The sequence below is a fragment of the Pseudomonas sp. GL-B-12 genome, assembly GCF_019955895.1.
Lineage (GTDB): Bacteria > Pseudomonadota > Gammaproteobacteria > Pseudomonadales > Pseudomonadaceae > Aquipseudomonas.
In genome coordinates this window covers 31,590-43,216 of record NZ_JAHBCX010000023.1, presented here as the reverse complement: position 1 = coordinate 43,216, position 11,627 = coordinate 31,590, and the positions used below count along the sequence as shown (strand labels likewise).

The following is an 11,627-nucleotide window of genomic DNA, read 5'->3' as shown; positions in this document are numbered from 1 at the left end:
GGTAAGGAATGAACCATGCGTCATCGTAAAAGTGGTCGTCACCTGAGCCGCACCAGCTCGCACCGCAAGGCCATGTTCCAAAACATGGCGGTGTCGCTGTTCGAGCACGAGCTGATCAAAACTACTCTGCCAAAAGCTAAAGAACTGCGCCGCGTTGCCGAGCCGCTGATCACTTTGGCCAAGATAGATAGCGTTGCTAACCGCCGTCTGGCTTTCGACCGTACTCGTTCGAAAGCTATCGTTGGTAAGCTCTTCAACGACCTGGGCAAGCGTTACGCTACCCGTGAGGGTGGCTACCTGCGCATCCTCAAGTGCGGTTTCCGCGCTGGCGACAACGCGCCTATGGCGTACGTCGAGTTGGTTGATCGTGCTACTGCTGGCGAAGCTGTATCTGCCGAGTAAGACGTCAGTCTGAAACAAAGAACCGGGCCTAGTGCCCGGTTTTTTGTGCCTGTAAGAAACGCGCTGTTTGTACAAGCGTCTCCTTCGTCCACATCGTCATGATGTGATGGGGATGATCATTAGTTTTTCTCTATCGATGTCTGCAAGTTAATGAATTTGTGGCTGTCATATTGATGATCAATACTCCCTCTCAGCCGATAGCCGGCAGTTCAAGACCGACAGAGGAAGGAAGATCGCATGAGCCAAAACACAACGCTTACCACCGCCAGTGGCGCTCCTGTTGCCGATAACCAGAATTCCCGCTCCGCCGGCCCTCGTGGCCCGCTGCTGCTCGACGACTTTCACCTGATCGAGAAGCTGGCCCACTTCAACCGTGAAAACATCCCTGAGCGCCGTGTACACGCCAAAGGCTCGGGTGCCTACGGTACGTTCACCGTGACGCGCGATATCACTCAATACACCAGCGCGAAGCTGTTTGAGGCAGTCGGCAAGCAAACCCCGACTTTCCTGCGGTTTTCCACCGTGGGCGGTGAACGCGGTTCGGCCGATACCGAGCGTGATCCGCGCGGGTTTGCCTTGAAGTTTTACACCGAGGAAGGCAACTGGGACATCGTCGGCAACAACACCCCCGTGTTCTTCATTCGCGATCCACTGAAGTTTCCAGACTTTATCCACACCCAGAAGCGTTTGCCGCAAAGCAACCTGAAGAGTGCCCAGATGATGTGGGACTTCTGGTCGCATTCGCCCGAGGCGCTGCACCAGGTCACCATCCTGTTCTCCGACCGGGGTATTCCTGACGGATACCGCCACATGCACGGCTTCGGCAGCCACACTTACAGCCTTATCAACGCCCAAGGTGAGCGTCACTGGGTGAAGTGGCACTACAAGACCAAGCAGGGGATCAAGAACCTTGCTCCTGCTGAGGCTGCGCGCCTGGCGGGTACTGATCCGGATTACGCCCAGCGCGACTTGTTCAATGCCATCGAGCAGGGTGATTTCCCGAAATGGCGCGTGTGCATTCAGATCATGAGCGAGGCTCAGGCGGCGGCGCACTACGAGAACCCGTTTGATGTCACCAAAACCTGGTCGCAGAAAGAGTTTCCACTGATTGAAGTCGGAGAACTTGAGCTCAATCGCAATCCGCAGAACTACTTCGCGGAAGTCGAGCAAGCGGCGTTCGGTCCCAGCAATATGGTCCCGGGTGTTGGTCTGTCGCCGGATCGTATGCTGCAAGGTCGGGTCTTCGCCTACGCGGACGCTCATCGCTACCGTGTCGGCACCAATCACCAGCAGTTGCCCGTCAACGCTCCGCGGAGTCCGGTCAACACTTACCAGCGCGATGGCTCGATGGCTTTTGGCAGCAATGGCGGCTCGACGCCGAACTACGAGCCGAACAGCTACGTCGAGTCGCCGAAGCAGGCGCCTCGTTACGCAGAGCCCGCGTTGGCCCTCAGTGGTGCCGCCGATCGTTACGACCACCGTGAAGATACTGATTACTACAGTCACGCCGGCGCGTTGTTCCGCTTGATGACTGAAGAGCAGAAATCACTGTTGGTTGGCAATATCGCCGGTGCGATGGCGGGTGTGTCGAGTGATGTGGTTGACCGTCAGTTGCAGCACTTCTACAAGGCCGACCCGGCGTATGGAGAAGCAATCGCAAAGCTGCTCAACGTACAGCTTAACGAAGTCTAAATGAGAAGCAGAACCGCCCTTGTTTGGGCGGTTTTTGCGTTATTTCGGCTGGTTTTCTCAGAATATCTTCGCTTTTATTGCGTCTTGCGAGTGACGATACGGGCATGTTGGTTCAAACTACAACTTTCAAGCAGGGAGATGTAGGGCGATGCAAGGCCACCCAGATGTGATCGATTACCTCAACACGTTGCTGACCGGCGAACTGGCCGCGCGTGATCAATATTTCGTCCACTCGCGGATGTATGAGGACTGGGGTTTCACCAAGCTCTACGAACGAATCAACCACGAGATGGAAGAGGAAGCAGGGCACGCCGATGCCCTGATGCGCCGGATTCTGATGCTCGAAGGCACGCCGCGCATGCGTCCGGACGATCTCGATATCGGCACCACGGTGACCGAGATGCTCGAAGCGGACTTGCGCCTGGAATACAAGGTCCGTGCTGCGCTGTGCAAGGGCATCAAGCTCTGCGAGCAGCACAAGGACTATGTCAGCCGCGAAATGCTGCGGGTTCAATTGCATGACACCGAAGAAGATCACACCTACTGGCTCGAGAAGCAGTTGGGTCTTATCAAGTTGATCGGGCTTGAGAACTACCTGCAATCCCACACCTGATTGCTGCGAATACAAAAAAGCCCCTGTCACTGATGAAGTGACAGGGGCTTTTTCATGGGGCCCGGTTAAGCCCGGTCACGTTCCAGCAGCGGCTTGAGGTAGTAACCGGTATGAGATTGCTTCATCTCTGACACTTCCTCCGGCGTGCCGACGGCAATAATCTGCCCGCCCTTGGAACCGCCCTCCGGACCCAGGTCCACCAGCCAGTCAGCGGTCTTGATCACGTCCAGGTTGTGTTCGATCACTACCACTGTGTTGCCGTGGTCGCGCAGGCGATGCAACACGTCCAGCAGTTGCTGGATATCTGCGAAGTGCAGCCCGGTGGTGGGTTCGTCGAGGATGTACAGGGTCTTGCCGGTATCGCGCTTGGACAGCTCGCGGGACAGTTTCACCCGCTGGGCTTCACCGCCGGACAGCGTGGTCGCCGATTGCCCCAGCTTGATGTACGACAGGCCGACGTCCATCAACGTTTGCAGCTTGCGCGCCAGGGCCGGTACGGCATCGAAGAACACCCGCGCTTCCTCGATGGTCATCTCGAGGGTTTCGTGGATGCTCTTGCCCTTGTACTTGATCTCCAGGGTCTCGCGGTTGTAACGCTTGCTCTTGCACACGTCGCAGGGCACGTAGATGTCCGGCAGGAAGTGCATCTCGACCTTGATCAGGCCGTCGCCCTGGCAGGCTTCGCAGCGGCCGCCCTTGACGTTGAAGGAGAAGCGCCCCGGCCCGTAGCCCCGGGAGCGGGACTCCGGTACGCCGGCGAACAACTCGCGGATTGGTGTGAACAATCCGGTGTAGGTAGCCGGGTTGGAACGCGGTGTACGGCCGATCGGGCTCTGGTCGATGTCGACGACCTTGTCCAGGTGCTCCAGGCCCTTGATGCTGTCGTGGACGGCCGCTTCAAGGGTAGTGGCGCCATTCAGCGCCGTGGCGCTCAGCGGGAACAGGGTGTTGTTGATCAGCGTCGACTTGCCGGAGCCGGACACGCCAGTCACGCAAGTCAGCAGACCAATCGGAATCTCCAGGTCGACATTGCGCAGGTTGTTGCCGCGCGCGCCCTTGAGCGACAGCGTCAGCTTCTTGTTGCGCGGCGTGCGCTTGGCCGGGACTTCGATCTTCACCCGGCCCGACAGGTATTTGCCCGTCAGCGAGTCCGGGTGCGCCATGACCTCGGCCGGTGTGCCTTCGGCGACGATATGCCCGCCGTGCACGCCAGCGCCCGGGCCGATGTCCACCACGTAGTCGGCCAGACGGATCGCGTCTTCATCGTGCTCGACCACGATCACCGTGTTACCGATATCGCGCAGGTGCTTGAGGGTGCCCAGCAGCCGGTCGTTATCGCGCTGATGCAGGCCGATGGAGGGTTCGTCGAGGATATACAGGACGCCCACCAGGCCGGCGCCAATCTGGCTGGCCAGACGAATACGCTGGGCCTCGCCACCGGACAAAGTGTCCGCGCTGCGATCCAGCGACAGATAGTCGAGGCCGACGTTGACCAGGAACTGCAGGCGTTCGCGGATTTCCTTGAGGATCTTGTCGGCAATTTCGCCACGCCGGCCGGTGAGCTTGAGCCCGCCAAAATAATCGGACGCATCGCCGATCGGCAGGTTGGTCACCGCCGGCAGGGTTTTCTCGCCAACCCATACATGCCGCGCCTCACGCCGCAGGCGGGTGCCGCGGCAATCCGGGCACGACTGGGTGCTGAGGAACTTGGCCAGTTCTTCGCGCACCGATGCCGATTCGGTTTCGCGGTAACGGCGTTCCAGGTTCGGCACGATGCCTTCGAACGGGTGCGAGCGTTTGACGATATCGCCACGGTCGTTCAGGTATTTGAAGTCGACGTTTTGCGAACCGCTGCCGTGCAGGATGAATTTCTGCTGATCGGCTGGCAGTTCGTTGAACGGCACTTCCAGGCTGAACTTGTAGTGCGAGGCCAGCGAGCCGAGCATCTGGAAGTAATAGACGTTGCGTCGATCCCAGCCACGAATCGCCCCTTCGGCCAAGGTCAGTTCGCCATTGACCAGGCGCTTGATGTCGAAGAATTGCTTCACCCCCAAACCATCGCAGGTCGGGCAAGCGCCAGCCGGGTTGTTGAAGGAGAACAGCTTGGGCTCCAGTTCGCTGATCGCGTGGCCGCAGATCGGGCAGGCGAAGCGTGCGGAGAAGATCATCTCTTCACCCGGCTCGTCGTCCATCGGTGCCACCAGGGCGATGCCGTCCGCCAGTTTCAGCGCGGTCTCGAAGGATTCGGCCAGGCGTTGTTGCAGGTCGGCGCGAACCTTGAAGCGGTCGACCACGACATCGATGGTATGTTTTTTCTGCTTGTCGAGCTTGGGCGCTTCGTCCAGCTCATAGAGCTTGCCGTTGATTCGGGCGCGGACGAAGCCCTGCGCGCGCAGCTCTTCGAAAACCGACAGGTGCTCGCCTTTGCGCTCGCGGATGACGGGCGCCAACAGCATGAGCTTGCTGCCCTCCGGTTCGGCGAGGACCAGGTCGACCATCTGGCTGACGGTCTGCGCTTCCAGCGGGATGTCGTGATCCGGGCAACGGGGAATACCCACGCGTGCATAAAGCAGGCGCAGGTAGTCGTAGATTTCGGTGATGGTGCCGACCGTCGAGCGCGGGTTGTGCGAGGTCGACTTCTGTTCGATGGAGATCGCCGGCGACAAGCCTTCGATGGTGTCGACGTCGGGCTTTTCCATCATCGACAGGAACTGCCGGGCGTAGGCCGACAGCGATTCGACGTAGCGACGCTGACCTTCGGCGTACAGGGTGTCGAAAGCCAGGGACGACTTGCCGGAGCCGGACAGGCCGGTGATGACGATCAGCTTGTCCCGTGGCAGGGTCAGGTCGATGTTCTTCAGGTTGTGGGTTCGAGCCCCACGAATCAGGATCTTGTCCAAAGTGGCCTCGCTTGGCGGGCGTCGAAAACGTAGGAGTATACGGCCAAATACTGGATGGATGCACACTATCGAACGAGTGGGCTACTGTCTTACATGAAGAGTGTGTCAGCAATGCGCGTCAAAGCGTCGCGATATACCCTGCCAATCGATGGGACTGGTAGAATCGCCGCCGGTTCACATGAGGTTTTTCCATGCACGATCCCCACAGCGAGCGCATGAGTGGCAGCGAGACCCGCGCGGCAAGCGGTCTGGCCCTGGTGTTCGCCTTCCGTATGCTTGGCATGTTCATGGTGTTGCCGGTACTGGCGACCTATGGGATGGATCTGGCTGGAGCCACGCCGGCCCTGATCGGTCTGGCGATTGGCGCTTATGGCTTGACCCAGGCAGTTTTCCAGATTCCGTTCGGTTTCATTTCCGACCGCATCGGTCGCCGCCCGGTGATTTACCTGGGCCTGATCGTCTTTGCCCTCGGCAGTCTGCTGGCAGCCAATGCCGACTCGATCTGGGGCGTGATTGCCGGCCGGATCCTGCAGGGCGCCGGAGCGATTTCCGCAGCGGTCATGGCCTTGCTGTCCGACCTGACCCGCGAGCAGCACCGGACCAAGGCCATGGCCATGATCGGCATGACCATCGGCCTGTCGTTTGCGGTGGCCATGGTGGTCGGTCCGCTGCTGACCCGTGCCTTCGGGCTGTCCGGGCTGTTCCTTGCCACCGGCGGTATGGCACTGTTCGGCATCGTGATCGTGATGTTCATGGTGCCGCGCTCCACCGGCCCGTTGCAGCACCGTGAGTCCGGTGTCGCGCGCCAGGCGCTGATCCCGACCCTCAAGCATCCGGACCTGCTGCGCCTGGATCTGGGCATTTTTGTGTTGCACGCGATGTTGATGTCCAGCTTCGTCGCCTTGCCGCTGGCGCTGGTCGAGAAAGCCGGGCTGCCCAAAGAGCAGCACTGGTGGGTGTACCTGACCGCGCTGCTGATTTCTTTCTTCGCCATGATCCCGTTCATTATCTACGGCGAGAAGAAACGCAAAATGAAACGAGTTTTAATCGGCTCCGTCGTGACGCTGATGCTCACTGAGCTATTCTTCTGGCAGTTCGGCGACAGCTTGCGGGCTCTGGTGATTGGTACGGTGGTGTTCTTCACCGCGTTCAATCTGCTGGAAGCTTCGTTGCCATCGCTGATCAGCAAGGTTTCACCGGCCGGCGGCAAGGGCACGGCGATGGGGGTTTATTCCACCAGCCAGTTCCTCGGGTCGGCATTGGGCGGCATTCTTGGCGGCTGGCTGTTCCAGCATGGCGGTCTGTCGGTTGTGTTCCTCGGATGCGCCGGTCTGGCTGCCCTCTGGCTGGCCTTTGCTGTTACCATGCGCGAACCTCCCTACGTCACGAGCCTGCGCTTGCCGTTGTCGCCCGAGGCGATGCGCGAAGCGGGTCTGGTCGAGCGCCTGAAGGCGGTCGTAGGGGTAACAGATGCAGTCATCGTCGCAGAAGAGGCGGCGATTTACATCAAACTGGACACCGAACTATTGGATCGCACCACCCTTGAGTGCCTGGTGAACAACCCGGCCGGGGCAGCGTGCGTAGCCTAGGAGAACGTTATGGCCCGTGGGGTTAACAAAGTCATATTGGTCGGCACTTGCGGCCAGGATCCCGAAGTTCGCTACTTGCCTAACGGTAACGCCGTGACCAACCTGAGTCTGGCGACCAGCGAACAGTGGACCGACAAGCAAACCGGTCAGAAAGTCGAAAAGACCGAATGGCACCGTGTGTCGATGTTCGGCAAGGTTGCAGAAATCGCTGGCGAATACCTGCGTAAAGGTTCGCAGGTCTACATCGAAGGCAAGCTGCAGACCCGCGAGTGGGAAAAAGACGGTATCAAGCGTTACACCACCGAAATCGTGGTCGACATGCAAGGCACCATGCAACTGCTGGGCGGCCGTCCACAGGGCGACCAGCAGGGCCAGGGCGGCGGTAACAACTACCAGCAATCCGCTCCGCGCCAGCAGGCTCCGCGTCCACAGCAGCCGGCGCCGCAACAGTCGCGCCCGGCTCCACAGCAGGCTGCTCCTCAGCCGGCTCCGGATTTCGACAGCTTTGATGACGATATTCCGTTCTAGAGCGGCTGCAAGTCTCAAGCTGAAACACAAAACCCGCACTTCACTTGGAAGTGCGGGTTTTTTATGGGCGGTGAAATTTAGTTGCAGACTCAGGCAGACAGGAACTCGTCGGTCGACACCACGCTGGCATAGGCAAACGCCAGGGCCGCCATGAACGCCGCATGAACCTGCGCCGCCGGAACCGTCACACCATTGAACTCCAGGTCGCGGGTGGCGCAGGCGTCGTGGATCACGGTGACCGTATAGCCGAAATCCGCCGCCGCACGGGTGATGCCGTCGACGCACATGTGGCTCATGCTGCCCACGACCACCAGCTCCTTGATGCCTTGTTCGTCGAGGATCGATTTCAGTTCGGTTTCGCGGAACGAGTTGACGAAGTGCTTGAGTACCACCGGTTCGTCGGCGCGGTTGAGCACTTTCGGGTGCAGCTTGGCGCCCTCGGAGTTCGGGGTGAAAAACGGCGCCTCTTCGGAGGTGAACTCGTGGCGGATGTGCACCACCGAATCCCCCGCGTCGCGGAAGGCCTTGATCAGGCGGACGGCGTTGTCGGCGGCGGCGTCGGCACCGACCAGCGGCCACTTGCCTTGGGGGAAGTAGTCGTTCTGGATATCGACTACGATGAGCGCTTGCTTGGCCATGACTGTTTCCTCGAAGTGTGTGTTGGTGTGGAATGAAGTATTGGCTCTGGCAGGCGATCCGAGGATTGGCCGCACCGACAATAGAAGGGGGAAAACTGACAATGGACGCAGAAAGGGCAATCGCCGAACTCGGTGTGCTGATCTATCCCGGCGCGCAGATGGCGGCGGTGCATGGCTTGACGGATTTGTTCGGGGTGGCCAACCGGATTGCCGCCGAACATCAGTCTGCGCAGTTGCCGCTGTTGCGGGTCAGCCATTGGCAGGTCGAAGGCGATCAGCTGCCGGTTCGGGTCTTCGACAGCCATCCCGGCCCGGAGCGCGCCCTGGTGGCCGTGTTGATTCCGCCGTCGATCGGCGGTTTTTCCGCGGGCCAAGCACCACAGGGACTGATCCGCTGGTTGCGTAAGCAACATGCCAACGGTGCGACACTGGGCGGGGTTTGCGTGGGTTCTATCCTGTTGGCCGAAAGCGGTTTGCTCGACGGTCGCAGCGCCACCACTCACTGGACTTCGGCCAAAGCCTTCGCCGAACGTTATCCGGCGATCCGGCTCAATGCCGATACGCCGATTGTCGATGACGGCGACCTGATTACCACCGCCGGGCTGATGGCCTGGTCGGAACTGGGTCTGCGCCTGGTCAACCGGCTGCTGGGGCCAAGCATCGCCACCAACACCGCGCGTTTTCTGGTGGTGGAGCACAGCGACAGCGCCAGTGAGTGCGGCAGCAATTTTGCGCCGATCCTCAGCCACGGCGATGCGGCGATCCTCAAGGTGCAACACTGGCTGCAAAGCACCGGGGCGACCGATGTGTCGCTGGCGGCGATGGCTGAAAAAGCAGGGTTGGAAGAACGTACCTTCCTGCGCCGTTTCCGCGCGGCCACCGGGCTCAAACCCACGGAATACTGCCAGCATCTGCGAGTCGGCAAGGCCCGGGAAATGCTTGAGTTCACCAACGGCACCATTGACCACATCGCCTGGACCGTGGGTTATCAGGACCCCGGGGCGTTTCGCGCGACGTTCAAGAAAATCACCGGGCTGGCGCCGAGTGATTATCGGACGCGGTTTGGGGTGACGCCGGGTGCCGCGGCACGGTAAGTGGAACACCGAAAATCCAGTGTGGGAGCGAGCCTGCTCGCGATAGCGGTGTGTCAGGCGACATCAATGTTGATGGTGCTGGCCTCATCGCGAGCAGGCTCGCTCCCACAGGAATCGTGCAAAATGCCGGAGTATCAAAGGGCGTCGTGCAGAATAAAACAGGCCCCATGCCATCACTTTATACGCAACGGGCTGATTTAAAACCCCTTTTGCCGCAACGGGCCTTGGCCTGATCTCTGCACCCCTTCAGCTACATTCATCAAGCGTCGATTGAAGGGGGATGCATGACCCCAACAAACCGCAGGAAACTGGTGGTCGCCCATTCGGTGCTCGCCGACGCGCCACTGCACGAAGTTGAAACCAACCGTGCACTGGCCCGCTGGCTGGCGCAGATTTTGCGGCTCAAGTACGGTGGCAGCTACGACCCGCAGTTGCATGACGGGCGGGACCTCTACCTGTTGCCGACCCAGACCCTGGTGGGCGCTGCGGCTGCCCGGCAACTGGGGGTCAAGGGACCGGAGGATTTGTGGGGTGGTTATGTCGACCACGACTTCATCTGCACCAAAGCCATCAGTCACGGATTGCTCAACCGCCACGCCCATGCGCCGCCAGGCTGGGCTCCGTTGTTTTCCGAGCGGGTGCGCAACGTGGTGCTCGACGGACTCAGCGTGTTCTCCCTGAAGGATGCGCGCCCGGCGGCGGAGCATCTGTTGTACACCGGGCCGATCCGCCTGAAGCCGATTCATGCCTGTGCCGGACGTGGTCAGGAAGTGATTAAAAGCCTCGACGAGTTCGATGAAGTGCTTGCCAGGCCAGAGGCTGAGGCCACGTTCTGCGAAGGCGTGGTGCTCGAACAGGACCTGGGCCAGGTGATCACCCACAGCGTCGGTCAGAGTTTTATCGGCGGCAAGGTACTCAGTTACTGCGGTGATCAATACTTGACCGAGGACGCTCAGGGTGAGCAGGTGTATGGCGGGTCCAACTTGCTGGTGGTGCCGGGTGACTATGACCAATTGCTGAAGCTGGATCTGCCGGAAGACGTGCGCCTGGCGATCCATCAGGCACAGGTGTTCGACAACTCGGCGGATGAAGCCTACCCAGGTTTCTATGCCTCGCGGCGCAACTACGACATCGCCCAGGGCGTTGATAGCGACGACCAGCCTCGCAGTGGCGTGCTCGAACAGTCCTGGCGCATGGGCGGTGCCAGCAGCGCCGAGGTGGCGGCCTTGCAGAGTTTCGTCAACGATCCGGGGATGTGCGCGATTCGTGTGTCTTCGGTGGAAACCTACATCGATCAGCCGCTGCCGGCAGACGCCATCGAGGTGTACCGCGGGCCGGCGCAGACCAGTGACTTTCTCCTCAAGTACGTGACGGTTAGATCCTATGACGGCTAGAAGCGAATCCATTCAGATCGACATCGACGACGAACAGATGAGCGGGACCTTCCTGAGTCCCAAATCGAAAGTCCCCGGTGTGCTCTTCGTGCACGGTTGGGGCGGCAGTCAGGAGCGGGATCTGGAACGCGCCAAAGGCATCGCCGGGTTGGGTTGTGTATGCCTGACCTTCGACCTGCGCGGGCACACCGGTGGCACCGGCATTCCATTGTCCCGGGTGACCCGGGAGGACAATTTGCGCGACTTGCTGGCGGCCTATGACCGCCTGCTTGCACACCCGGCCCTCGATACATCGGCGATTGCCGTGGTCGGTACCAGCTATGGGGGTTATCTGGCCTCGATCCTGACCTCGCTCAGACCGGTGCGCTGGCTGGCGCTGCGGGTGCCGGCGCTGTATCGCGACGAGCAATGGCACGCGCCGAAACGCGACCTGGACAAGCTGGATCTGCGTGATTACCGAAGCACCCTGGTGCGTGCCGACAGCAATCGTGCCTTGCATGCCTGCTCGCAATTCACCGGGGATGTCCTGCTGGTGCAGTCCGAGACCGACGACTACGTACCCCATTCGACGATCATGAGTTACCGCGCGGCGTGCCAGCAGACTCACTCGCTGACCCATCGCATCATCGATGGCGCCGATCACGCGTTGAGTGATCCGGTTTCGCAGCAGGCCTACACCTCGATCCTCGTCGGCTGGATTACCGAGATGGTGGTGGGGGAGCGGTTGAGCATTATTCAATCATCCTGAGATTTGCGGTGTGCTTGCGGACGCCACAA

At 60.2% G+C, this 11,627-nt stretch carries 10 protein-coding genes; 8 read left to right on the top strand and 2 right to left on the bottom strand.

The features are described from left to right. The first annotated feature begins 15 nt into the window (after positions 1-15). The 3 genes from rplQ (at position 16) to bfr (ending at position 2,707) form a co-directional block, all read left to right on the top strand. Positions 16-402 (top strand): 50S ribosomal protein L17, encoded by a 387-nt coding sequence (gene rplQ / locus KGA85_RS14665; RefSeq protein WP_046041617.1) that lies wholly within the window; start codon positions 16-18, stop codon positions 400-402. Between the two features lie 237 nt (positions 403-639). Further along, positions 640-2,094 (top strand): catalase, encoded by a 1,455-nt coding sequence (locus tag KGA85_RS14660; protein WP_223453678.1) that lies wholly within the window; start codon positions 640-642, stop codon positions 2,092-2,094. Between the two features lie 148 nt (positions 2,095-2,242). Next, on the top strand, positions 2,243-2,707 hold the full coding sequence (bfr, locus tag KGA85_RS14655) for a bacterioferritin (RefSeq protein WP_223453677.1): 465 nt from the start codon (positions 2,243-2,245) through the stop codon (positions 2,705-2,707). Positions 2,708-2,772: 65 nt separating this feature from the next. Here bfr and uvrA read toward each other — a convergent pair whose 3' ends face one another. Further along, positions 2,773-5,607 (bottom strand): excinuclease ABC subunit UvrA, encoded by a 2,835-nt coding sequence (gene uvrA / locus KGA85_RS14650; protein WP_057713101.1) that lies wholly within the window; start codon positions 5,605-5,607, stop codon positions 2,773-2,775. A 191-nt stretch (positions 5,608-5,798) separates the two neighbouring features. Between uvrA and KGA85_RS14645 the strand changes: the two genes are divergently transcribed. Together KGA85_RS14645 and KGA85_RS14640 are read left to right on the top strand one after the other, a co-directional pair. Then, complete coding sequence (locus tag KGA85_RS14645; RefSeq protein WP_223453675.1) at positions 5,799-7,196, top strand: MFS transporter; 1,398 nt, start codon at positions 5,799-5,801, stop codon at positions 7,194-7,196. A 9-nt stretch (positions 7,197-7,205) separates the two neighbouring features. Then, positions 7,206-7,724 (top strand): single-stranded DNA-binding protein, encoded by a 519-nt coding sequence (locus KGA85_RS14640; RefSeq protein WP_223534543.1) that lies wholly within the window; start codon positions 7,206-7,208, stop codon positions 7,722-7,724. 89 nt (positions 7,725-7,813) lie between these two features. Here KGA85_RS14640 and KGA85_RS14635 read toward each other — a convergent pair whose 3' ends face one another. Continuing rightward, the gene (locus KGA85_RS14635; protein ID WP_223453673.1) at positions 7,814-8,362 is read right to left on the bottom strand and encodes a cysteine hydrolase family protein; all 549 of its coding nucleotides are present in this window, start codon (positions 8,360-8,362) and stop codon (positions 7,814-7,816) included. A 101-nt stretch (positions 8,363-8,463) separates the two neighbouring features. Between KGA85_RS14635 and KGA85_RS14630 the strand changes: the two genes are divergently transcribed. From KGA85_RS14630 to KGA85_RS14620, 3 genes are all read left to right on the top strand, one after another. Next, positions 8,464-9,456, top strand: coding sequence for a GlxA family transcriptional regulator (locus KGA85_RS14630; protein WP_223453671.1), 993 nt, complete (start codon positions 8,464-8,466; stop codon positions 9,454-9,456). A gap of 284 nt (positions 9,457-9,740) precedes the next feature. Continuing rightward, a complete protein-coding gene (locus KGA85_RS14625; RefSeq protein WP_223453670.1) occupies positions 9,741-10,850 on the top strand; it encodes a DUF3182 family protein in 1,110 nt (369 codons plus the stop codon). Next, positions 10,840-11,598 (top strand): alpha/beta hydrolase family protein, encoded by a 759-nt coding sequence (locus KGA85_RS14620; RefSeq protein WP_057713108.1) that lies wholly within the window; start codon positions 10,840-10,842, stop codon positions 11,596-11,598. The genes KGA85_RS14625 and KGA85_RS14620 overlap by 11 nt, the downstream gene beginning before the upstream one ends. Positions 11,599-11,627: the final 29 nt, after the last annotated feature.